Source organism: Stenotrophomonas sp. TWI587, assembly GCF_039674145.1.
In the GTDB taxonomy this organism is placed as follows: domain Bacteria; phylum Pseudomonadota; class Gammaproteobacteria; order Xanthomonadales; family Xanthomonadaceae; genus Stenotrophomonas; species Stenotrophomonas maltophilia_AY.
In genome coordinates, this window is record NZ_JBDJMW010000002.1 from 425,292 (window position 1) to 449,082 (window position 23,791).

The 23,791-nt window shown below is 65.6% G+C and carries 19 protein-coding genes and 1 pseudogene; 11 read left to right on the plus strand and 9 right to left on the minus strand.

The features are described from left to right. Together ABE464_RS05000 and ABE464_RS05005 are read right to left on the minus strand one after the other, a co-directional pair. A complete protein-coding gene (locus ABE464_RS05000) occupies nt 1-1,521 on the minus strand; it encodes a sulfite reductase flavoprotein subunit alpha (protein WP_346471010.1) in 1,521 nt (506 codons plus the stop codon). A 5-nt stretch (nt 1,522-1,526) separates the two neighbouring features. Continuing rightward, nucleotides 1,527-1,955: a PAS domain-containing protein gene (locus ABE464_RS05005; RefSeq protein ID WP_346471011.1), complete on the minus strand. Its 429-nt coding sequence runs from the start codon at nt 1,953-1,955 to the stop codon at nt 1,527-1,529. A 290-nt stretch (nt 1,956-2,245) separates the two neighbouring features. Here ABE464_RS05005 and ABE464_RS05010 point away from each other — a divergent pair, with 290 nt between their 5' ends. From ABE464_RS05010 to proP, 5 genes are all read left to right on the plus strand, one after another. Further along, on the plus strand, nt 2,246-2,965 hold the full coding sequence (locus tag ABE464_RS05010) for a hypothetical protein (RefSeq protein WP_346471012.1): 720 nt from the start codon (nt 2,246-2,248) through the stop codon (nt 2,963-2,965). 205 nt (nt 2,966-3,170) lie between these two features. Beyond that, nucleotides 3,171-4,223 carry an alpha/beta hydrolase fold domain-containing protein gene (locus tag ABE464_RS05015; protein ID WP_346471131.1) on the plus strand — a complete coding sequence of 351 codons (1,053 nt, stop codon included), beginning with the start codon at nt 3,171-3,173 and terminating at the stop codon, nt 4,221-4,223. 116 nt (nt 4,224-4,339) lie between these two features. Continuing rightward, on the plus strand, nt 4,340-4,753 hold the full coding sequence (locus ABE464_RS05020; protein ID WP_123729359.1) for a host attachment family protein: 414 nt from the start codon (nt 4,340-4,342) through the stop codon (nt 4,751-4,753). Between the two features lie 9 nt (nt 4,754-4,762). Then, nucleotides 4,763-5,092, plus strand: a complete 330-nt coding sequence (locus tag ABE464_RS05025; protein ID WP_346471013.1) for a thioredoxin family protein — start codon at nt 4,763-4,765, stop codon at nt 5,090-5,092. 280 nt (nt 5,093-5,372) lie between these two features. Next, nucleotides 5,373-6,860, plus strand: coding sequence for a glycine betaine/L-proline transporter ProP (proP, locus tag ABE464_RS05030; protein ID WP_346471014.1), 1,488 nt, complete (start codon nt 5,373-5,375; stop codon nt 6,858-6,860). A gap of 32 nt (nt 6,861-6,892) precedes the next feature. Here the strand turns inward: proP and ABE464_RS05035 are convergent, their stop codons facing one another. Further along, the gene (locus tag ABE464_RS05035) at nt 6,893-7,750 is read right to left on the minus strand and encodes a kelch repeat-containing protein (RefSeq protein WP_346471015.1); all 858 of its coding nucleotides are present in this window, start codon (nt 7,748-7,750) and stop codon (nt 6,893-6,895) included. A 328-nt stretch (nt 7,751-8,078) separates the two neighbouring features. Between ABE464_RS05035 and ABE464_RS05040 the strand changes: the two genes are divergently transcribed. From ABE464_RS05040 to ABE464_RS05050, 3 genes are all read left to right on the plus strand, one after another. Then, a complete protein-coding gene (locus ABE464_RS05040; RefSeq protein ID WP_346471016.1) occupies nt 8,079-10,421 on the plus strand; it encodes a GH92 family glycosyl hydrolase in 2,343 nt (780 codons plus the stop codon). A gap of 93 nt (nt 10,422-10,514) precedes the next feature. Beyond that, nucleotides 10,515-10,856 carry a type II toxin-antitoxin system prevent-host-death family antitoxin gene (locus tag ABE464_RS05045; protein ID WP_346471017.1) on the plus strand — a complete coding sequence of 114 codons (342 nt, stop codon included), beginning with the start codon at nt 10,515-10,517 and terminating at the stop codon, nt 10,854-10,856. Nucleotides 10,857-10,859: 3 nt separating this feature from the next. Then, nucleotides 10,860-11,483, plus strand: a complete 624-nt coding sequence (locus ABE464_RS05050; protein WP_346471018.1) for a hypothetical protein — start codon at nt 10,860-10,862, stop codon at nt 11,481-11,483. Nucleotides 11,484-11,515: 32 nt separating this feature from the next. Here the strand turns inward: ABE464_RS05050 and ABE464_RS05055 are convergent, their stop codons facing one another. From ABE464_RS05055 to ABE464_RS05075, 5 genes are all read right to left on the minus strand, one after another. Further along, on the minus strand, nt 11,516-12,595 hold the full coding sequence (locus ABE464_RS05055; protein WP_346471019.1) for a catalase family protein: 1,080 nt from the start codon (nt 12,593-12,595) through the stop codon (nt 11,516-11,518). A 25-nt stretch (nt 12,596-12,620) separates the two neighbouring features. Continuing rightward, entirely contained in the window at nt 12,621-13,118 is a 498-nt protein-coding gene (locus tag ABE464_RS05060; protein WP_346471020.1) for a ferritin-like domain-containing protein, read from the minus strand. A 91-nt stretch (nt 13,119-13,209) separates the two neighbouring features. Next, the gene (locus ABE464_RS05065; RefSeq protein WP_346471132.1) at nt 13,210-13,809 is read right to left on the minus strand and encodes a M23 family metallopeptidase; all 600 of its coding nucleotides are present in this window, start codon (nt 13,807-13,809) and stop codon (nt 13,210-13,212) included. 120 nt (nt 13,810-13,929) lie between these two features. Beyond that, nucleotides 13,930-16,395: a methyl-accepting chemotaxis protein gene (locus ABE464_RS05070; protein ID WP_346471021.1), complete on the minus strand. Its 2,466-nt coding sequence runs from the start codon at nt 16,393-16,395 to the stop codon at nt 13,930-13,932. Then, nucleotides 16,329-16,937 carry a DNA-3-methyladenine glycosylase gene (locus ABE464_RS05075; protein WP_346471022.1) on the minus strand — a complete coding sequence of 203 codons (609 nt, stop codon included), beginning with the start codon at nt 16,935-16,937 and terminating at the stop codon, nt 16,329-16,331. The genes ABE464_RS05070 and ABE464_RS05075 overlap by 67 nt, the downstream gene beginning before the upstream one ends. A gap of 177 nt (nt 16,938-17,114) precedes the next feature. Here ABE464_RS05075 and xth point away from each other — a divergent pair. Together xth and ABE464_RS05085 are read left to right on the plus strand one after the other, a co-directional pair. Then, a pseudogene (xth, locus tag ABE464_RS05080) lies at nt 17,115-17,891 on the plus strand (exodeoxyribonuclease III); the annotation flags it as partial. A 104-nt stretch (nt 17,892-17,995) separates the two neighbouring features. Continuing rightward, the gene (locus ABE464_RS05085) at nt 17,996-18,793 is read left to right on the plus strand and encodes a helix-turn-helix transcriptional regulator (RefSeq protein ID WP_346471023.1); all 798 of its coding nucleotides are present in this window, start codon (nt 17,996-17,998) and stop codon (nt 18,791-18,793) included. Between the two features lie 10 nt (nt 18,794-18,803). Here the strand turns inward: ABE464_RS05085 and ABE464_RS05090 are convergent, their stop codons facing one another. Further along, nucleotides 18,804-20,027 (minus strand): MFS transporter, encoded by a 1,224-nt coding sequence (locus ABE464_RS05090; protein WP_346471024.1) that lies wholly within the window; start codon nt 20,025-20,027, stop codon nt 18,804-18,806. 229 nt (nt 20,028-20,256) lie between these two features. Between ABE464_RS05090 and ABE464_RS05095 the strand changes: the two genes are divergently transcribed. Then, nucleotides 20,257-23,640, plus strand: a complete 3,384-nt coding sequence (locus ABE464_RS05095) for an autotransporter outer membrane beta-barrel domain-containing protein (RefSeq protein ID WP_346471025.1) — start codon at nt 20,257-20,259, stop codon at nt 23,638-23,640. Nucleotides 23,641-23,791 lie beyond the last annotated feature (151 nt).

The window sequence follows — 23,791 nt, forward strand, 5'->3', positions numbered from 1 at the left end:
TCAGTACAACTCGCAATGCACTCGCCCCTGTGCCTGCAGGGCGGTCCAGCCGGCGGCTGGCGGCAACATCGGATCGATGGCCTCCTGTACTGCACCATCCAGGTGCCGCTTGTTACCGCATACATACAGATGCGCACCGCGTTGGAGCAGATCGGTGACGCGGGGGCTGTTGGCGGCCAAGGCATGCTGGACGTAGAACTTCTCCGCAGTATCACGGGAGAACGCGGTCAGGAGTGTGGACAGGCGACCCTCGGCCTGCCACTGCTGCAGCACCTCGCGATACAGGAAGTCGTGCTCGCGTTGTTTCTCGCCGAACACCAGGCACACCTCACGCGGCGTGCCGGTGGCGTGCACCTCCTGCATCAAGCCCATCAACGGGGCGATGCCGGTGCCGGTGCCGACCATCACCAGCGGACTATCAAGGTCTTCCGGCAGGTGGAAGTTGGGGTTTGAGCGGCAGTAGACGCGCGCATGACCGGCATCGCCCAGCAACCAGCCGGTCGCAGCACCACGCCGTTCGCGCCCGCGCTGTTGGTAGCGCACCTCGCGTAGGCACAGGTCCACCGTCTCCGCCTGGCCATGCGAGGCAATCGAATAGGCGCGTGGCAGACAGGGAGAGAGCAGCTCGACCAGACGCGCCAGCGGCACACTGTCCGGGGTGGCATGATCCTGCAGGATGTCCAGCAGATCCGTGCCGTGCAGGTAGACCTCCAGCGCGGTGCGCTGGCTCACTTTCAACAGGCCCTTGAGCGCCTCGCTGCCGCCCATCCGTGCCAGCTCGCGCAGCACGGACTTGCCAAGCTGACGCAGTTCCTTGTGGCGGAGCTGCTCGATTGCCTCGTTCTGCCCATACCAGCGTGCCAGCGCATCCAGCAGCGCCGGATCGTTCTCCGGTACCACGTGCAGCGTATCGCCTGCGCGGTGGACCATGCCGCTGCCGCGCAGATCGAGCGACAGGTGCCAGGCCGCCGGATCGCTCGTGTTCAAGCGCCGCCGTGCCACGATCGGCGCATCGAACGCGTTGTCCTCGCTGTAAGCGGTCACCTGCAGGTGCAGATCACGGCCGGCGTCTGGGCGGCCCGCGAGCACCTCGCCCAAGGTCGGTGCCCAGCGCTGAAAGAAGTCCTCGAAGCTGGCATCGGCGTCCACCCGGTTCATGATGGGCTGCGCCTGGCGTGCATGCAGCAGGGCATCCAGCGCCTTGGTAAAGCCGCAGAACTGCGGATAGGCGGTGTCGCCCAGCCCGAACACGGCATAGCGCAGGCCCGGCAGCGCCGGGGCCTGGCGAACCGCCTCGGCGAAGTGCTCGCCATTGGCCGGCGGTTCGCCATCACCGAACGAGCTGGAGACCGCCAACAACACGTCGCCTGCGCCCAACCGGCCCACATCGATGTCGTTGAGGGGCAGCACGTGATGCGGATGGGCCTGCAGGCCAGGGTGCGCGCCCAGGCGGTGGGCGAGCGCGCGTGCCGTGCCGGATTCAGAGCCAAACCCGACCCACAGTCGTTCGATGGGGGCCATGGCGATCACGCAGCGGCGTAGAAATCGTCGAACTTTTCCTTGCTGAACTCCACCGCATCGAAGTTGGACATCAGATCGTTCACCACGCGGCGGATGCTGATGTAGGAGGTGATGGTGCCGTCGGCGTCGAACAGCGGCTGCACGGTGGTGTCCACCACATACAGCACGCCGCCCTTGCCGAGGTTCGGCACGATGCCAGTCCAGGTCTTGCCGGCCTTGATGGTGTCCCACATGTCCTTGTAGACGGCCTTGGGCACATCCGGGTGCCGCACGATGCTGTGCGGCTGGCCGACCAGCTCCTCACGCTGGAACCCGGTCAGCGTGCAGAACAGATCATTGGCATAGGTGATGTTGCCCTGCAGGTCGGTGGTGGAGATCACCATGACATTCTCGAGCGCGGCGAGCAGCTGGGTGGATTCGGGGGCGTAGCTCATGACAGTTCCTTCAACGGATGGCGGATAGGCGGCCCCCCGATGACCCTCGCGTGCCGGTGCTGCCGGCGGCGTTGGCCGGCAGGCGGAGGCCGGTGACGTCGTGTCCTGGCTAGAAATACGGCAGTCGCTGCGGGCTGGCGTTGACATTGGTCAATTGCGCTTTGCATGGCGGTGCGACATGGCGTCGCAGGAAGTGTGGAAGCGCGCGCACGCAATGGAAGGTGATCCATCTGCGTTTGGGCAGATATCGGCTACGATTCCGCTCAATCAGGCGCGTTCAAGGAGGGCCGGTGGATACGTACTTGGATTCAGGCTGGATCGCTGTGTATATCGCACTTACGTTGGGCTTGGTGCAGGTTTATCAGGTTCTCAATCGCCGCAGGCCGGCGATTCGTTACGAGGTCAGTCCCGTAAATCACTTGGTTTCGATCAACGAGAACGCCTCCGCCGCGGTGGAGGTATTCTTCCACGGCAAGAAAGTGCCCGATGTGGCCATGCTGTGGTTGACAGTCAAGAATGTGGGCAACTCGGCCATCCGGGCGGCCGAAATCAGCACGCCGCTCGGGATCCGTTTTCCTGATGCCCAGGAAATCATCAGCTGTCATCTTGAGAAGGTCAGCCCTGAGTCGCTGCGCAATGAGGTCGCTGTCAGCGTAGTGGACGACCGCGTCCACATCTCACCGTGCTTGCTCAATCCGGACGACATGATCTCTGTCGGTGTCGTTGTAGCGGGTTACAAGGGCCACCGCGTGCAAGGGCGTATTGAAGGGATCCGTGAACTGAAAGAGGTCGCGCCGCATGGAGACAGGGTTGGCCAGCGGGACATCGCTCTCGGAGTCGGATCGCTGTGTGTCGGCGGCTTTGGCATGATGATGATCGCTGATCAGTCTCCAGAGCAGCTTCTGGCGCTCTCCGGAACGTCTTGGAATCCATTGGCTGTGCTTGTGCTGCTGGTGGTCATTGCTGTGCTGGCATGGCGATGGTTGCAGGCGTGGGGAGAGCGTAAGTAAGCGCAGCCCTCTGACGCATTCAGTGAATTGGTAGCGGGGCAACCGGGGAACCGTCCCTGCTCGCGGAGCGCGCTCCAGAATCCCGCCGGAGTCGAGCGAGATAACGGCTATTCTGGGACCCGATTTCGCATGGGGAGTGCAGAAGATGGATGGGACCCGAATATTTGCGCCGATGGCGCTGTTGTTGGCCGTCAGCGGGGCCGTCATGGCGACCACGCCCACCCCTTCACCAGCGCAAGGCGTCCGGAACGTGCCGGAGTTCGCCTTGCCGCTGTCCCCGTATCTGAGTTCGGAAGCACAGGCCGCGATGCGCAGCGCCGTCGTCAACGGCGATCCCGTCGCGAAGATGGACAACGCCACCGTGCTCAAGGAACTGGCGACCATCCGCAAGGGCGCCGACGACTGGGCCTACGGCGAGATCAAGTCGCTGCGCCAGCGCTATCCGGTGGAGCTGCTCCACGAAACCTGGAATGGCGTGCCGGTGGTCCGTGTCGAGCCGCGCAGTGCGCCAGTCGATCCCGCGCAGCGCCGCCTGTTGATCGAACTGCACGGCGGCGCGTTCGTGTTCGGCCGCGCTGACAGCCTCGGCCTGCTGGAGGCGATTCCGGTCGCGGCCATGACCGGGGCCACGGTCGTGGCGGTGGAGTACCGCCAAGGCCCGGAGCATCAGTTCCCGGCCGCGAGTGAGGATGTGGCGGCGGTCTACCGGGCGGCGCTGGAGAAGATGCCGGCACGGCACATCGGTCTGTTCGGCTGCTCGGCCGGCGGCGTGCTGACGGGCGAGTCGCTGGCGTGGTTTGCCCAGGAAAAGCTGCCGATGCCGGCGGCGGCGGGGTTGTTCTGTGCGGGCGGCGATGCACGCTACGGCGGCGACTCCCGTTATATGGCCGCGGCCGTCACCGATGCATTGCTGCCGCATGCTGACGGCACGCTGCCGATCATGGAGGACCTGTACTACGGGAAGGTGGATTTCCGTGATCCGCTGGTGTCCCCGGTGTTCTCCGATGCGGTCCTCGCGCAGTTCCCACCAACCCTGTTCATCACCGCCACCCGTGCGGCAGAGCTCAGCAACGTCTCCTACACCCATTCCCGGCTGGTGGACCTGGGCCGTGAGTCGGACCTGCACGTCTGGGACGGCCTGGGCCACGCGTTTCATCTGGATGCCGGGCTGCCTGAGAGCCAGCAGGCCTACCGGGTGATGGCCCGCTTCTTCACTCGCCACCTGGACATGCCACTACCGGCAGCGCCGGCGGAGTAAGGCGCACAGGCGCTGCATACGGAATGCATACATCCGTATGCACGGTGCTTACATGGGGTTGCCTACGGTGGAACCCGAGTGCACCCGCGCTCGGTTTTCCCCATAAGGAGTAGATGATGAGCCAGCAGATTCCCGAAGGTACCCTCGTCGTTGTCGCCGACGGCGGTTCGGCCCGCGTGTTCACCAACGTCGGCACCGCACACAAGCTTCAGCTTAAGCAGGAGGGGGAACTTCAGCTGCAGGCCGTCAGTGAGACCGGCGCCTCGGGGCAGGGCCCCTCCGGCTCGGTGCCACAGGACATGACGATCTCCCAGCTCAACGAAGCCACATTCGCCAAGCAGGTTGCAGCGCAGTTGAACGAAGATGCGTTGAAGAACCGCTATGCGCACTTGATCCTGATTGCGGATCCGCAGACGCTGGGCCGCATCCGCCCGCTGCTGCACAAGGAAACCCAGGAGCGGCTGATCAAGGACCTGGCGAAGGACTACACCAATGCACCGCTGGAGGATATCCAGCGCGCGCTTTCCTGAGTAACGCGCATGCCCTTCATTCGTGAGTACAGCCCCTCTGATATCACCCGCGCCGACATCGATGCGGGCAGCGGATGGGTGCTGCTGGAGTTCGGCACCGGGTGGTGCGGCCATTGCAGTGCCGCCCAGCCGCTGTTGCAGAAGTTTCTCGGCGGCTACGACGCGACGCACCTGAAGGTCGAAGACGGAAAGGGGCGGCCATTGGGCCGCTCCTTTGCCGTAAAGCTGTGGCCGACCGTGATCCTGTTGCGTGATGGCCAGGAAATCGCGCGCGCGGTGCGACCGCGCGAGCGCGACGATCTTGCGCCGCTGATCGATGCCCTCGAACGAGGGCAGTGACGCTCAGTCCGCTGCTTGAAACACGCTGTTCCATGCTCCCCAACAGAGCAGCGCGGGGTGCTTGCTGGCCAGTTGTAGTAATATAGGCCGCTTGATCACCCCCGGGCCATTGCCCGCTTTCTGGTCATCCATCCCGCAGCGTCGCTGAGTCCACGCGGCCGTCCGGGATCGTCTGTTGCAACCCCTCTTCGCGCATCGCGCTGTGTCATCAGAGGCGGTATTTCCTGTGCCGTGCGCGGGACCTCGGGCGCCGCGATGGCCTGCTTCCAGGAGAACGCAGATGCAGGACCTGCCTGCCGCACACGCTCATTTCGGCTGGTTCAAACGCCGCCGCCAGATGCATGTCGACGAAGTCACCGTCGTTGATCGTCCGATGTTGAAGAAGGCGGTTGGCGCTGCCGCACTCGGCAACGCGATGGAGTGGTTCGATTTCGGCGTCTACGGCTACCTGGCCGTGACCCTTGGCCACGTGTTCTTCCCCGACAGCAGCCCGACCGCGCAGCTGATCGCCACCTTTGCCACGTTTACCGTCGCCTTCCTGGTGCGCCCCCTGGGCGGGCTGGTGTTCGGGCCGCTGGGCGACAAGTACGGGCGACAGAAGGTGCTGGCGGCCACCATGATCCTGATGGCTGCCGGCACCTTCAGCATTGGCCTGATTCCCTCGTACGACCGCATCGGGATCTGGGCGCCGGCGCTGTTGCTGCTTGCCCGCATCGTGCAGGGCTTCTCGACCGGCGGTGAGTATGGGGGCGCGGCGACGTTCATCGCCGAGTATTCGACCGATCGCAATCGCGGGTTGATGGGCAGCTGGCTGGAGTTCGGCACACTGGGCGGCTATATCGCCGGTGCCGGTACGGTCACCGCACTGCACATGGCCTTGAGCAGTACGCAGATGCTGGACTGGGGCTGGCGCATTCCGTTCCTGGTGGCTGGTCCGTTGGGCCTGCTTGGTCTGTACATGCGCATGAAACTGGAAGAGACGCCGGCCTTCCGCGCGTATGCCGAAGAGGCCGAGAAGCGCGACCACGAACGCCCCGGCCTCGGGGCGCTGTTCCGGGTGCACTGGGCACAGCTGCTGGTCTGCGTCGGCCTGGTGCTCGTGTTCAACGTCACTGATTACATGCTGCTCACCTACATGCCCAGCTACCTCAGCGTGACCATGGGGTATGCCGAAAGCAAAGGCCTGCTGCTGATCATCATCGTGATGCTGGTGATGATGCCGCTCAATGTGGTGGGCGGCCTGTTCAGTGATCGCCTGGGTCGCCGCCCGATGATCATCGGCGCCTGCATCGCGCTGTTCCTGCTGGCCATCCCATGCCTGAAGCTGGTGGGCAGCGGCAATGACTGGCTGATCTTCCTCGGGTTGATGCTGCTCGGCCTGGCGCTGGTGTGCTTCACCAGCTCGATGCCGTCCACGTTGCCAGCGCTGTTCTATACGCCGGTGCGCTACAGCGCGCTGTCGATCGCTTTCAACGTATCGGTCTCGCTGTTCGGTGGTACCACACCGCTGGTCACCGCTTGGCTGGTGGAGCGTACCGGCGATCCGCTGGTGCCGGCGTACTACCTGATGGGGGCGGCGGTGATCGGCGGGATCACCATGCTGTTCGTGCGCGAGACCGCGGGCATGCCGCTGCGCGGTTCGCCGCCGGCCGTGGCCAGTGAGGCCGAAGCACGTGCACTGATGCGCAGCGATGAGCCGGTCACCGTGGATGCGGCGCCGCCGGCCTTGCCGGAACCGTCACTGCCGGATTCGGCGCGTCCCGCCTGAGTCCCTTCGCAGGACGCGGCCGCTGCACTGCGCTACGGACGGACGACCAGCCGGTAATGGTCGTCCAGTTCCGGACCGCCGCCGCGATTGCCGCTGCCGGCGACCACATGCAGCGTCCCGTCCAGGACGGCCGCTTGCATGCCGTGCCGCCCCACCGGCAGCGGCGGCAGCGCTTCCCATCGTTGTGTCGCTGGGTTCCAGGCCTCGACCTCGGCGTGCGCGAAGGTGTGTGCGTCGCTTTCGCCGCCGATCACCAGCAGCCTGTCATTCCATGTGACGGTGGCAGTGCCTGAGCGCGGCGTAGGCAGGGGCGAGGGCAGGGTGGACCAGCGGCCGGTGGCGATGTCGAACACGTCCACCGGCGCGACCGACTGCATGCTCGATGTGCCGCTCCCGTGCGCGCTTACCCGGCCGCCGGCGGCATACAGCTGGCCATCGAGGACGGCCGCGTGGAAGTGATCGCGCGCGCGCGGTGCATCCGGTAGGGCGGCCCACTGTCCCGTGGCGGGATCGAAGACATCCAGCCAGGGCACCACGCCACCGGTATGCCCGCGCGTCACCCCGCCGAGCAGATAGAGCCGGCCGTCGTGCAGTGCGACACCGCTGGCGCCGCGTGCGCGGCCTGCTGGCAGAGCGGCTCCCGGTTTCCAGGCGTCTGTTGCCGGGTCATAGACCCAGAGTGTTGGAACCGAGGGTTCGGCCGGGAAGTCGCCGGTCAGCGCCCCCAGCACCCATATCCGGCCGTCGTAGGCTACGGCCTGCGCGTGGTGAAGCTGGTCCAGTGGCGGCGCTGCCCCGAGGGTCCAGCGTCCGCTTGCAGGATCGAAGATCTCCATGGGCCGGTCGCCGCGCCCACCGAGCAGGTAGAGCTTGCCGTCCAGGGCAACCATGGCACTTTCGTGGCGTGCGGTCGGTGGATGTGTGCTCTCTTGCCTTTTCCACGTCAGCGACGCCACTGCGGATTGGTGGGGGACGGCCGGTGCAGCGCCGGCGCCGGGGGGAGGGGTGTGTCCCGCGCAGGCGGCAAGGAGTGCAACGGCGATGACGGATGTCCCCAGCAGGCAGGTAGGGCGTGACAGCATGCAGGTCGTCCTCAACTCGAATCTGCCGCCAGCCTAGCAAGCAGTGGCCTGTGGATCGACAGCCGCACCGCAACATGTAAGCCGAATCGGCCGGTGCTAGGATCAACCTCACCTGAATCGATCTAAATTCAACACCATGACAAAAACGGGGACGGTGCGCTGGTTGGGGCTCGCGGTTGGGGCGATGTTGGTGGCCGGCACAGCGACCGCGGCGCCGGTGAAGGTCGGCGAGCGCGCCTATGCGGCGGTCGATCCGTTCATCGGCACCGCAGGCGAGGGTCACACCTACCCGGGGGCCACGGTTCCCTTCGGCATGGTCCAGCTGAGCCCGGACACCCGCATCCAGCCGCGCGAGAAGGCGTATGGCTGGGCAGCAGGCTACCGGCATGACGACACCAGCATCGTCGGCTTCTCGCACACGCATTTTTCCGGCAGCGGCCACTCCGATCTGGGCGATGTGCTGCTGATGCCGGTGCGCACCGATGCCAGCCTGGAGCGTGGCGACCCGGACAAACCCGGCAGCGGCTACACCTCGCGCTTCCGCCACGATGACGAGCGCGCCGAGCCGGGCTACTACGCGGTCACTCTGGATGACCCCAAGGTACGCGCGGAACTCACCACCAGCACCCGCGTGGGCGTCCACCGTTACACCTATCCGGCCAATCAGCCGGCGCGTGTGCTGCTGGACCTGCGCACCAGCCTCTACGATTATCCGGGCAAGATCCTGTGGTCGCGCCTGCGCGCCCGTGAAGACGGCACCATTACCGGCTTCCGCGAGACCCGTGGCTGGGCACCGGGCCGGCAACTGTATTTCGCGATGCGCTTCTCGCGCCCGCTGACCGGTCACGCGTTCCACAACACAGAGACCGACATCGCCTACAAAGGCTTCCCGCCGCCGGGGCACCAGAGCCCGGCCCAGCGTGCGCAGATCGAAGGACGCCAGCTGGTCGGCACGTTTGATTTCGGCAAGCTCGATCAACCCTTGGTGGTGACTGTTGCGATCTCCTCGGTGAGCGAGGCCGGTGCGATCGCCAACCTGGAGAGCGAAGTGCCGGGCTTCGATTTCGACCGTGTCCGGGCAGACGCGAAAGCGCAGTGGACGCAGGCGCTGTCGGTGCTGGATATCGACGCGCCGGAGCATGATCGCCGCAGCGCCTACACCGCGCTGTACCACAGCCTGCTCGGGCCGACCGTGTTCATGGACAGCGATGGCCAGTACCGCGGCTCGGACAATGCCGTGCATCGCGCCGAGGGCTATACCAACTATTCAACGTTCTCGCTGTGGGATACCTACCGCGCCCTGCATCCGCTGCTGACCCTTGTACAGCCGGAGAAACGCAACAGCGACTTCATCAATTCGCTGCTCGCGCACCAGCACAACAGCGCTTACGGGATGCTGCCGGTGTGGGCGTTCCACGGGCAGGAAACGTGGTGCATGATCGGGTACCACGCCGTGCCGGTGATTGCCGATGCCTACCTCAAGGGCATCCGCGGTTTCGATGAGAACAAGGCATTGGCCGCCATGGTGGCCACCGCCAGTTACGGCCCGTATGACGGCATCGCGCAGTACCGCGAGCTGGGCTGGGTGCCGATCGATGAAGAAGGCGAAGCGGCCAGCAAAACGCTGGAGTACGCGTTCGACGACTGGACCATCGCGCGCATGGCCAGGGCCATGGGCAACACCGAGGTCGCCAGCGAGTTCGAGAAGCGCGCCACGAACTGGCACAATGCCTTCGATAAGGACACCGGCTTCATGCGGGCGCGCAAGCGCGATGGCAGCTTCCGCACGCCGTTCGATCCAAGCGCGAGCGGTTACGGCACCGACTACACCGAAGGCAACGCCTGGCAGTACTCCTGGTATGTGCCGCACGATGTGGCCGGTCTGGCCGCCGCGCACGGGGGCAGCGACACGCTGCTGGCCCGGCTGGACGAGGTGTTCGAGGCCAAGGTCGACCCCTCCATCTTTGAACACATGGAAGACATCACCGGGCTGATCGGCTGGTACGCGCACGGCAATGAGCCCAGCCACCACGTGGCCTACCTGTATGCCCATGCCGGCCAGCCGTGGCGCACCCAGGCGCGCCTGAAGCAGATCATGGACACCCAGTACGCAGACCGCCCCGATGGCCTGGCCGGCAATGACGACCTCGGCCAGATGTCGGCCTGGTACGTGTTCACCGCGCTGGGCTTCTACCCGGTCGCACCCGGCAGTGGCGAGTACATCATCGGCCGTCCGTTCCTGCCCAAGGCGGCGCTGCACCTGCCCAATGGCAAGACCTTCACCATCGTCGCTGATGGGCTGGGCAAGGGGCACGATTACGTCGGCTCGGTGACCCTCAATGGCCAGCCGCTGCAGCGCACCTTCCTGCGGCACGACGAGATCCTGGCGGGCGGCGAACTGCGCTTCACCCTGCAGACCGAGCCCAACAAGGCCTGGCCGGGGCAGGGGGCCGAGCAGCCGTACTCGATGTCCCGCTGACCGGTTACCGGACCCTCCTTCTGGCCAAAATGGGATTTATGTCCAATTTGGCCAGAAGGGGTATAGTGAGCACATCCCCTGCTGGAGCGTGCCATGACCCTGCCACTGGATCTGCCTGGCCTTGAGAAGGCGACTGCCTCGTCGGTGAAAACCCGCGGCTGGCCCAGCCTGATGCGCACCGTGCGCGAGAAGCAGGCGCTGGTGATCACCAACCACAATCACCCCGAAGCGGTGATCGTGGACATCAAGACCTACCAGGAACTCCTGGCCAAGGCCGCCGGGGGAGATACCGACCAGCGCCTGGGCGAGCTGGACCGCCTGCGGGCGGCCTTCGATACCACGCTGGCCAGTCTTGGCCGGGATGGCGGGCTGGGCAAGGTGCTGGGTCAGCCGATCCGCCGCGGCCGCAAGGTCGCTCTCGGCAATCCGCTCTGACCGATGGGGCGCATTCTGGTGCTGGCCGGCGTCAACGGCGCCGGCAAAAGTTCGCTGCTGGGTATGTGGCTGGAAGAAGAAGGCCTGACCTGGTTCAACCCGGATACGTTCACCCGCCGCCTGGTGGAGACCGGCTGGTCGCTCGGCGAGGCCAACGCAGCGGCCTGGAATGAAGGCGCGCGCCGGCTGGGGCAGGCGATCGACGAGGGTACCGACTTCGCGTTCGAAACCACGCTGGGCGGCAACACCATCCCACGCCTGCTTCGCGAAGCCTGCGACCGCCACGATGTGGCGATCTGGTTCTGCGGCCTGCAGAGCGTGGAGCTGCACATGGAACGCGTGGCCGCGCGGGTCAGCCGCGGCGGGCACGATATTCCCGCCGACAAGATCCGCGCCCGCTACGATTCCTCCCGGGAGAACCTGCTGGCCCTGTTACCGCATCTGGCGGAACTGCACGTCTACGACAACAGTGCCCCGGCCGATGCCGATGGCGCCGAACCGCTGCCGGTGCTGCAGCTGGACCGCAACGGGCTGCACTATCCGGCCTCGGCGATCGAGCTGCTGCAGACGCCGGACTGGGCCAAGCCCATCGTGATGCGGGCGATGGAACTGCACGGCATCCGGTAGGGCACAGCGCATGGCTGCGCCTGACAGCGGCCTCAGCCCACCGGCTCGTGGATCGGACACCCGTTGAACCGCGAGCGGAACTGACGCGAGGCGGCCATGACCACGCGGCGCGCACGGTTCAAGCCGCCGAGCGGCCGGTGCTCGGCCAGCGCATGCCACGGCGCAAAGGCCAGCGCATCCTCGATGCCGGGAGAGGTGCCGGGCTGCCAGGCTTCCTGCTGCGCCACGCTCAGGCGTGCGACCGGGAGAAACGGGCTGTCCGCTTCAGGCCAGACAACCGACGCGTCCTCGATCGGCATCCGCTCCACGTCACGGCACAACTGCACCCGCAGTTCCCAGTCCACTGGATTGGGCAGATCGGTGAAGAAGGCGACGACCGCCTCGCGCTGGGCGTCCTCGTCCGAGCCGATCCTGTCGCCGGTCAGGGCGAGCAGGGCAGGTGAAACCGGTGCGAGCGAGAACTTCGCCATATACGGGCCGTAGAGGAAGGGCACCTGGCTGAAGAAGGTCTCGCCCAGCGGATGATGCTGCGGCTCGCCGCCCATGCCCTTCAGCGTGGCACTTTGCCCGCCGACAGCTTCAAGCGCCGCCTCCGCACCGCGCAGGGTTGCCGAAATCATCCGCTTGGTACGAGGCATCCGCTCGGTGGTGGCGGCCAGCAGTTTGGCCGCGCGCAGGAAGCCGGCCACGCCGGGCGTGTTGAATGCCGGGCCGTTGACCATGAGGAAATCCTGCGTGTGCTGCTCCTCGGCACCTTCCGCGCGCGGTCCCTCCACGCCGATCACTTTGAGTGCCATCGCGCGCGGTGTGGAGACGGAATCGGGCAGCTGCTCGGCCGGCGGCGAAGACAATCGCACCCTTGCGTCATAGCTACCGGGCCGAGCGAAAAGACCGTGGCGGAGCTCTGCTGGCAACCCATCCAGCACGCGCAACCGCCCCGTCAACAAGCCTTGGCCTTTGGCATGCACGGCGCGGTGCGCATGGCCTTCCTGCTCGGCTACGGTCAGCGCCATGCGCGCGAAGACCTCGGTCAGCTCATGGATGTGGGCAGCTTCCTCCGCGTCGGCATGCTCGAGCGAGGCGTGATAGATAACGGGTGGGCGCAGCGACATGCAGGCTCCTGTGTGGTGGTCGAACTCAGGCCGCAGCGGCCTTGGCATTACCGCCACCGGCCAATGCCAGCAGGGTGAGCTTCTCGTCCGTGTCCTTCTCTTCTTTCAGCGTTGCCAGCAGCAGCGGCACGGCCGCCTTGTAGCCAAGTTGCTTGGCCATTGCGGCAATGGTGCCGTAGGAAGCGATTTCGTAATGCTCCACCTTCTGCGCGCCACCGATCAGCGCGGCATCACGTACCGGGCCTTCTTCGATGCTGTCGATCGCCTCCTTGCCTTCCTCGACCAGGCCCTCCATCGCAGCACATTTGATGCGTTTGAGTCGGATACCCAGCAGCTCCACCACCTGATCGATGCGCTCGATCTGGCCCTGTGTTTCTTCCAGGTGCAGGGTGAATGCGGCGGCCAGGTCTGGATTGGAGGCCGCACGCGCCATCTTTGGCAGCGCCTTGGTCAGCTGTTTTTCCGCGCTGTAGATATCCGACAGCTCGTGAAGGAAGAGGTCTTCTGCGGTCTTGATCGCCATGGAGGTACTGCCGGTGGGTGTTGAGCCACCGACGCTAGGCGTGTGGGTGTTAGTCCGGTGCGCTTTGTTGTGAAGGTGGCCTGCACGCCGCTCAGGGCGGGTCCCGCCATGCCTTCAGCAGCGGCAGCGGATCGTAGGCGCCGTCTGCACCGTAGATGCCCCAGTGCAGATGCGGGGGGGTGCCCTTGGCGTTACCGGTGTCGCCGACATAGCCCAGCAGGGTGCCTTGCTCGATCACTTGGCCACACTCAAGTCCTTCAGGCCAGTCGTCAAGGTGGGCGTAGTAGTAGCGCTCGCGCGCCGGGCCCATCACCCACACCTGACGCCCACCCAGGCCACTCTCGCGGATATCCGTGACGATGCCCGGTGTCGCGCTGCGCACCTCGGTGCCACGTTTGGCGAAGATGTCCACGCCGGCATGCGTGCGGTCGCTGCCACGGGGCGCACCGAAGGTACCGGCGACCTGGCGTGCGGTTACCCCGGCCACGGGAACGGGCAGGGCGGTGGGTGCCGGCATCTGGGACAGGCGCCAGAGTGCGCGCGGCGACTGCGCGATCGGACTGTTCCAGACAACGCCCACCGCCACGAGGATGACGGCAAGCACGAACAGCCGCACCAACCAGCCTCGAATGCGACGCGCTGCGGACGGCGCTGATCGCGGCGATCGCGATGAGGGGGTATCAGGGCGCAGGCAAAGGCTCCTTGAAATGAAGAGGCGGGAGCGCCAGTGTGCCTTCGTGCGTATCAAGGGTGTGTGGGCGAAGCGCCGCACGGCTTGCGATCGACAAGCCGTGGGGCGCAGCGCAGTTGATCAACTCACCTTGAACACCGTCACCGCGCGATTGAGCACGATGGCCTGATCCTCAAGCGATCTGGAGGCCGCCGATGCCTCCTCCACCAGCGCGGCATTCTGCTGGGTCACCTCGTCCATGTGTACCACCGCCTGGTTGACCTGTTCGATACCCGCGGTCTGCTCCTGCGACGCGGCCGCGATCTCCCCCACGGCATGGCGGACCTGCTGGATCGAGCTGACGATCTCACGCATGGAGGCGCTGGCGTCGTCGACCAGCACCACGCCCTTCTTGACCTGTTCGGAAGAGCCGTCGATCAGGGCCTTGACGTCCTTGGCGGCGTTGGCGCTTCGCTGCGCCAGCGTTCTGACCTCACTGGCCACCACCGCAAAGCCACGGCCCTGTTCGCCCGCGCGCGCCGCTTCAACGGCGGCGTTCAAGGCCAGGATGTTGGTCTGGAAGGCGATGCCGTCGATGACCGAGATGATTTCCGCAACCCGGCCGGAGCCGATCTGGATCTCGCGCATGGTCTCCATCACATCGGCCGCCGCTGTGCCACCGGCAGCGGCATTCTGTTCGGCCAGCGCCGCCAGTTGCGCCGCCTGGCGCGCGTGCTCGGCGTTCTGCCGGACAGTGGAGGTGAGTTCCTCCATCGAGGCGGCGGTCTCTTCCAGATTGGCCGCCTGCTGCTCGGTGCGCTGCGACAGGTCGCTGTTGCCCATCGCAATCTCTGCCGCTGAGGTGGAGATCACTGCGGTGCTGGCCTGGATACCGCCGATGATGCCGCGCAGGTTTCGCGCCGTGGCGCCGGCGGAGGCGAGGATATCGGCAAACACGCCTGAGAATTCGCCCCTGGCATCCACGGTGAGGTCGCCATCGGCAATGGCCAGCAGCACCTTGGCGATCTCGGCGATGCTCACATCCGTGACATCGATCAGGCGGTTCAGATCCAGAACGATGCCCTTGAACGCGTGCTGGAACTGCTCCGGTTCCCCGCGCTGGGTGAAATCACCCTGGGCCGCTGCAGTGGCCAGCCGCTGGATATCCGAGCTGATCGCCAGCAGGTTGTTGCGCATCGTCTCCATCGCGGTGGTGATCACCGCCTGCTCGTCCGGCAACTTGCGCATCTGCACGCTCAGGTCGCCGATGGAGTAGCTGGTGGCCGTCGCGACGATCTGCGCGATCAGCGTGGCATTGCTGTTGGCAAGCTCGTTGGTCTCACGGACCAGTTCGCCATACGCACCGGGGAAGCCGGCCGCATCGATGCGATAGCTGCTCTGCCCGCTGGTCTGCCGCGCCGAAAGCTCGCGCTGCGCGTTGATCAGGGCAGACAGGCGCTGCTGCATGTTGGCCATGCTGCGCAGCAGATCCGCCGCTTCATCGTTACCGATGGGGGTGATCTTCGCGGTGAGGTCGCCGCCGGCAATCCGGTCGGCACAGGCGATGGCCTCGCGCAGGGGTACCGTCAGGCTGCGCGTGATCAGGAGCGCCAGCAGCGCGCTGATCAGCATGGCCACCGTTGCACCCACGATCAGCAGCGCTTTCCCGCGGCGGGTCTGCAGCTCCGCATCCGCATACGCGCGGTCACTGTCGGTCTGCTGGAAGGCAATGTTGTTGCGGATGGAGGATTGCCATTGGTCGATGGCGGCCTCGGCATCTTCGAAGTGGGTCCGGGCAGCGGTCATGTCGCCGGCGGCATTGCTGTCAATCACAGTCTGGATCAACGCCCGCGCCGCGCTGCGTGACTCCTTGATCTGCTGCAGTATCTGCTCGCCTTCGGCCGTGGCAGGCATCGCGTAAAGCGCATCGCGTGACCTGTCGTATGTCTCGCGGAACCTACGCACGCGCTGCAGGTAGCCGTCGTAGCTGGCGACATCGTCCTCCAGTAACAGACCCTGCACCGCAGCCACTACCTGGGCGTTGGCATCCAGCATGTCGGTGGAAAGTCGAATCTTCACCATGTTCTCTTCGACTATCACATCCAGCTTCTGCTTGGTCGCAACCAAGGCCCAGACGCCGGATCCGGCGATGATCAGGGTGATCAGAATGAGTGCAGCAAACGCGGCGGACAGTCGTTGATTGACGCGGAATTTCAGTAAGACGTGTTGCATCAGTATCTCGCATGCGATGAAGGAGGCACTGCCCGTGCGTCGTGCAGGGGTAGTCGCGAGGATATCGGCGATGCACACGTTCGCTTGATGGGTGTTGACGCTTATTGCGCAGTGGCATTTTGACGCAGGGAAATACGTCATGCCGACGAAAAACAGCTGCGTCACAGTTCGGGTGTTGCGCACATGGAATGCGCTGTTGTGAACGTGAGTTAGCGATATATCGTGCATATCAGGTGCGGCGCACATCGCGTGGCGGTCACCCGGGATTGCGCATAGTGCGTCACTGTCTCCTGCGCGCGGTCGCGTCGCTATCTGGCGCTGGACATGGTCGCCCGTTTCGAAACATGCAGGTGATCGCGCACGGACCATCGCCATGGAAAATCAATGGCTTTGCTGATGCCTATCCGTGGCCCCACCAGCGGATCGGCAGGCGGCAGCACGCCATCGCAGACGATGCGGATGCCACGATCGTTGCGCACCAGATCCGCGCCATCCAATGCCTTGTTGATGCCCATCGCCTGGGACAACCGTCCCGGCCCGCTGGCCAGATCGCGCTCACGCGTGATCGCCGGTCGCGCTTGGCCGATCAGCTCCAGTCCGGCGACGGGCTCAAGTGCCCGCAGCAGAACGCCCCAGCCTTGGCCAATCTCGCCGCAGACCGCGTTCGAGCCCCAATGCATGCCGTAGCTGAAATAGACATAAAGATGACCGGCCTCACCGAACATCGTCGCGGTGCGTGCGGTCCTGCCGCGATACGAATGCGCGGCCGGATCCTGGTCGCCTGCGTAGGCTTCCACCTCCACGATGCGGCCTGCGCGACCGTCATCGCGCACCAGCAGCTTGTTCAACAGCTCCGGCGCCACCTCGGCGGGGTGGCGTTGATAGAAGCGCCTCGGCAGCACCGTCCATGTTTTCATGTCAGTACACGCAATGCAGGCACCTTGCCAGATCGAAACACGGGCTTAGTGTGACGCCGTGACGGTCAATGCGCGATCAACGCGCCGCGCCGTCACGCCATGCTCGCGCTGCATTCGCGGCAGGTAGATGGGCGCAGGACAATCCTCGAGACCTGCCACCGCGATGAACCACGCCCCATGCCTGCCAGAAAGCACCTGAAAATCGCGACCTACAACGTCAACGGCGTGCTGAGGCGGCTGCCGCATCTGATCGAGTGGCTGGCGCGCGAGCAACCAGACATCGTGGCGCTGCAGGAGCTCAAGGCCACTCAGGAGGCCTTCCCGGAGTCGGCGATCCGCGACGTGGGGTATGGGTGCATCTGGCACGGCCAGCGCGCCTGGAACGGGGTCGCACTGCTGGCACGCGGCCAGGATCCGATCGAGAGCCGACGTGGCTTGCCCGGCGATCCGAAAGACGACCAGAGCCGCTATCTGGAAGCCGCCGCGCACGGCGTCATCATAGGCGGTTTGTACCTGCCCAATGGCAATCCTCAGCCCGGTCCGAAGTTCGATTACAAGCTGAAATGGATGCAGCGCCTGCACAAGCACGCCAAGGGCTTGGTTGCGCTGCCACATCCCGTCGCGCTGATTGGCGATTTCAACGTCGTGCCGACCGATGCGGACATCTACGATCCCAAGTCCTGGCGGAAGGACGCGCTGCTGCAGCCAGAAGTGCGCGAGGCGTACCAGGCTCTGCTGGGGCAGGGCTGGACGGACAGCCTGCGCGCGGTCCACGGTGACGCGCAGATCTTCACTTTCTGGGATTATTTCCGCGAGCACTTCGCCCGCGACCGTGGACTGCGGATCGACCATCTGCTGCTCAACCCCGTGCTTGCCACCGGCCTGAAGGATGCAGGCGTGGACAGGTGGGTGCGCGCGTTGGAGAAGCCCAGCGACCACGCGCCCACGTGGATCGAGGTGCTGGCGCCTTCCAGACCCCGATGACCGCACTGGCCCGATATCGAAAACACGCCGGACACGCTAGAGTCTCCTCGCAGGTGGTTTGCGAGGGTATTGGCATGCCATATCGGATAAGGGACATCGCCCCGGGCGTCGGCGAAGGCAAGCGCCTGCCTGCCGGTCCGGAGACGCCCGTGTTCTGCCGGGCGCGCGAGTATCCCGCCGGTACGATCATCGCGCTGCATCATCATCCAGACCGCCATCAACTGGTCTACGCCGAAACCGGCGTGCTGGTGGTGCAGGCCGGGGCAGGGCGCTGGGTGGTCCCCGGTACCCGTGCGATCTGGATTCCGGCCGGCATGGGGCACAAGGTCAGCTGTATCGGCGCGGTCGGTATGCGCAGCCTGTACATCCTGCCGCAGGCGATTGCCCAGCCGCCGGCCAGTGCGTCGACGGTATCGGTCACGCCTTTGCTGGCTGCCCTGATCCACGCGGCGATGGACGTCGTCGCACCGTACCAGGCCGATTCGCGCGATGGCAGGCTGATGCAATTGGTCCTGGATGAGCTGCAGCTGCTGCCGGTACTGCCACTGCACCTGCCGCAGCCGACCGACCCACGCCTGCAGCTCATCGGTCAGCGGCTGGAATCCACGCCTGACGACCCATCCACGCTTCAGGACTGGGCCCGGCGTCTGGGCGTGGACGTCAAAACCATCCAGCGGCTGTGTGCACGCGAGCTGGGCATGACCTTCGGGCAATGGCGCCAACAGGCGCGTCTGCTGCGTGCACTGGAACAGTTGGCACACGGCGAAAAGGTGATCGACGTGGCGCTCGCGCTGGGTTATGCCAGTCCGAGTGCCTTCACCGCGATGTTCAAAAAGCGCTTCGGGCAGCTGCCGAGTCGGTTCTTCCACTGAGGCAGACGCCTCAGTGCATGTTCGTCTTCGGCAGGAACGCCGTCGCCAGGCCGAGCAGCGGCAGATACGAGGTGAAGTGGTAGACCCACACGATCCCGTGCACGTCGGCCAGGTTGCCCAGCCCGGCCGCGCCGAGACCACCGATGCCGAACATCAGGCCAAACATCAGCCCCGACACCATGCCCACACGGCCGGGCACCGCCTCCTGCGCGTAGACCACCAGCGCCGCGAATGCCGAGGACATCACCAGTCCGATCACCACCGCCAGCACCGCCGTGCCCATCAGGTTGGCGTAGGGCAGGGCGAGCGCGAACGGCGCCACGCCCAGGAACGAGATCCAGATCACCGCCTTGCGCCCGATCCGGTCGCCGACCGGTCCGCCGATGAAGGTGCCCAGCGCGACCGAGGCCAGGAAGATGAAGAGATACATCTGGCTCTGCTGCACGGTCAGGCCGAAGCGCTCGATCAGGTAGAACGTGAAGTAGTTGGTGAACGAGGCGATGTAGACGAACTTGGCGAACATCAGCACCGCGATGACGGCGATGGCCTGGATCACCTTGCCGCGACTCAGCCCGACACCGTGGCCCGTGGCCAACCGTTTCATCTTGGCCTGGCCGTGCTGGATGGTCCAACCGGTAAGGCGGAACAACACCCAGATCGCCAGCGCCGCAGCCAGCATGAACCATGCGATCGCGCGTTGCCCGTGTGGGATGACGATGGCCGCGGCCAGCAGCGGGCCGATCGCCGAGCCGGTATTGCCGCCGACCTGGAAGGTGGACTGCGCCGTGCCGAAGCGACCGCCCGAGGCCATCCGTGCCACGCGCGAGGCTTCCGGGTGGAAGGTGGCCGACCCGATGCCAACGATGGCCGCGGCGATGAGCAGCGTTTCGTAACGGGTCGCCATCGCCATCAGCGCAATGCCGACAAAGGTAGCGACCATCCCGGACGGCAGCAGATAAGGCAGCGGCCGCTTGTCTGTGTACATGCCCACCCAAGGCTGCAGCAGCGAGGCAGTGACCTGGTAGACCAGTCCGATGATGCCGATCTGCCCGAAGGTGAGCGAGAACTGGCTCTTGAACATCGGATAGACCGCCGGCAGAACCGCCTGGATCATGTCGTTGAGCAGGTGGGCGAAGGCTGCCGCGCCGACGATGCGCACCGCGAAGCCCTGGTTCGGGGCGGGGCTGGGCGGTTCGGCGGGAATCAGGGGCGGGGCAACGGTTTCAGGGGGCATGAGGGCACGATCGGGAACAGTGGAACGCAGGCGCGCTGGCTACGCTGCAGCTGCGAAGGGAGGCAGGATGCGTAGCGTAGGCCCGAGTCCGGGTCCCGTCTCTCGCGAATTGGGCATCCGTCGTCGCGTTCAGGACATCGATGCGGCTGTGGATTTACAACTAATTGCATATCCGCAGAAAGGCAGCGCTCCTAAAGTCGCGGCCTGCATAGAGACCGGCTATCCCTACATGACCTCTCGCGCTCCCCGCTCGCTGAACCGTCTGCGCCCCCTTTCGCTCGCCATCGCGGTGGCCTGTACGTGCAGTGCGCCCGTCCTGGCCCAGAGTCTGGGGCCGGTGGTCGCCGATGGTCACCAGCTGGATGTCGTCTCCGGCAGCTATGCGTCCACCGATGACGGCGCCGCCGGGCATGTCTTCCACGCCCTCAACGGGGGCAGCATCGGCTCCGGCGGGCCCGTATCGCTCAACGCCATCGGTGCCAATACGGCCGCGGCCCGCGCCGAAAGTGCTGGCACGCTCGTCTTCGCTGCGGGTGACATCACCACCTCGGGGGCCAGTGCGGTTGGGCTTTCTGTCGCCACGGGCGGCCGCATCGAGCTGCAGGCCGACGCCGCCGGGCAGGGCACGACGGTCACTACCCGCGGCCTGCGCAGCACCGCAGCCCAGATCGATGCGGGCACCCTGGTGATGCGCAATGCGACGCTGGAGACCTCCGGTGATGGCTCGCACGGGCTGGCGGCCAAGGGCAATGCACAGGTGGATAGCGTTGGTGGCCGCATCCAGACCGGTGGCAACCAGTCTCACGCGGTGATGGCAGACAACGGCGTGGTGACGCTGCGCGATGCGCAGATCCAGACGAGCGGCAGCAGCTCTGACGGCCTGTTTGCGCTTAACGGTGGGCACATCGAGGGCGACAATCTGGATGTGAGTACGGCCGGATACGGCAGTGCCGGGGCCCGGGCGTACGTCGGCTCGACGCTGACGCTCACCAACAGCCGCATCCGCACCCAGGGAGATGGCGCCAAGGGCGTTACCGGCGGCGGTACCGTCACGTTGATCGATGCCGACATCCACGTCTCCGGCGGCCAATCTGTTGCAGTTGAATTGAGCGGCGGGACGCTGCGCATCGAGAACAGTGCACTGCGCTCGGACCACGAGCGCGGCGATGGTGTGTTCCTCTGGGCCAACAACCAGGTGGACATCCTCGGGACGACGATCACCTCCGGCCACTACGGCATCAACATCAACGGCGATGGCAGCGATGTGCGGCTGAGCGACGTGGACATCACCACGGACGGCTTCATCGGCACCGGCATCTGGCTGCCCAGTGAATCCACGTTGACCATGCACGGCGGCAGCATCACCACCGGCAGCGATGCCGGCGTGGGTATCGACAATCGCGAAGGCCTTGCGACGCTGGATGGGCTGACGATGCGTACAGGAGGCGCGTCGGCGCATGGCTTGTATGCCTCCCAGGACACGGGCGGTCGGCGGCCGGTCTTCGAAGCCGATCGCGTCGACGTCACCACCACCGGCGCAGGCAGCATCGGCGCGATTGCACGCCTTGGTGGTGCCGTGCACTTGCGCGACAGCAGGATCTTGACCACCGGCACCAAGGGGTACGGCGTGCTCAGTGGTGGCCCGGGAGAGTTGACACTTCACAACACCCACGTGCGCACACAGGGTCTGGATGCCTATGCAGGCGTGGTCAATGCCAACGGCCGGCTCGACATCGATGGCGGCTCGCTGATCAGTGAGCGGCATGCCGCGTTGTGGGTGCGCACCGCACGCGAGGTGACGGTACGCAACGGCGCCCGGCTGATCGGCGGCAATGGCACGCTGATGGCGGTGGATGCGGCGTTTGCCAGCCCCTTCGAGCTCCGCCTGGATCAGGATGCCCATGCGCAGGGTGATATCGTGATCACCCCGGAGGACATCGCCGCCGGCATCCCCGTCGTGGCCGACATCCGCGTGCGCCTCAATGGCCGCTCGCACTGGGTGGGTGCCAGTTCGGTAGTCAACCAGGTGGCACTCTCCGACGACAGCCGCTGGACCCTGACCGGTGACGCCAGCGTAGGCCAGCTGAGCCTGCACGACAGCACCCTGGCCTTGTCGGCAGCGGGCAGCACCACCTTCAACCGACTCACCATCGCCGGCGACGTTGAAGCAAGCAACGCGCTGCTGATCTTCAATGGGGCGCTGGGCGATGACACCTCACGGGTCGACTTCCTGCACGTGCGCGGCGATACCCGAGGCAGCGCCGGCATCCAGGTCAACAATGTGCACGGGCTGGGCGCGCAGACGACCAACGGCATCCAGTTGATCCAGGTCGATGGCCAGTCCGATGCGGTCTACACCCTGAGTGGGCGCGCTGTGGCGGGCAGCTACGATTATTTCCTGCACAAGGGCGGTGTCACCACGCCCGGCGATGGCGGTTGGTACCTGCGTTCTGCGCTGTCGCCGACCCCGCCGGACCCGTGCGATCTCGACCCCAATGGCCCCGGCTGTGCCGAGCCGCCGCCGCCGGCGCCGTGTGCCCTCGACCCGGCCGGCCCTGGCTGCATCGGACCGTCACCAGAGCCCTGCGAGAACGATCCCGCGGGCCCGGGCTGCGGCATCATTCCACCCGATCCTTGTGAGGCCGGGGAAGGCGACGCCGACTGCAACCGCCCACGACCGCCGCAGATCGTGCGACCTGAAGCGGGTGCCTACCTGGCCAACCAGGCGGCCGCTGTGTCCCTGTTCCAGCATCAGCTGCAGGATCGCGACGGCGCTGACACCATGGCCGGCGCACGCGGTGACGGTTGGCTGCGTGTCAGCAGCAGCCACACGCGGCAGGATGTCGCCGGTCAGCTTGCGCTGACGGGGCGTGCGTCGGTGCTGATGGGGGGTATGGATGTATTGCACTGGGGCGGAGCCAGCCAGGGCCGCGCCGGTGTATTGCTGGCCGCCGGGCAGTCCTCGAGCGATGTGCAGTCGCAGCTGAGTGGCTACACCGCGACGGGCACGGTAAAGGGCGCCGCGCTGGGGATCTACGCTACGTGGCTGCAGCGTCCGGACGAAGGAACGGGGGCCTATGCCGATGGCTGGATCCAGCATGGCCGCTACCGCAACACCGTGCAGGGGATCGGGCTGGCGAAGGAGCACCAGGATGCCCAGACGCAGGCCGCCTCGCTTGAGACGGGCTACACGTGGGCGTTGCGCACGCGCAGCGGGGCCCAACTGATGGTGCAGCCGCAACTGCAGGTCATCCATACCGACTACCGCGCCGACCGTCTTACCGAGCTCAACGGCACCCAGGTGACCACCGCCGCCGCAGGTGGGCTTTCCTCGCGGATGGGCATACGCCTGAGCGGCGACGTACGCCGCGAGGATCGCCGCGTGCAGCCGTTCATTGCTGCGCATTGGCTGCACGAAAGCGGTGGCAACCGCGTCTGGATGGACGATGCGCTGATCGAGGGCGCGGTGGCGAAGAACCGTTACGAAGTGCGTGGCGGCGCGATGCTGCAGCTTGGGACGCGCTGGTCGGCATGGGGCGATCTTGGCCTGCAGCGTGGTGACGGCGGCTACCGCAGTGCGAGCGCACAGCTGGGGCTCAAAGCGAGCTGGTAAGCAACGGCAGTACGCCAAGGAAAGGGATCATGAGCAGCATCTGGATCGGACTGGCTGCCCTGCTGGGCGGGTGGATGCTCGTTGCGGCGGCGTTCGGAGCGTTGATTGCCCGTTGGATGCGCATGCAGCGCGGATGAGGGAGATAGGGTCG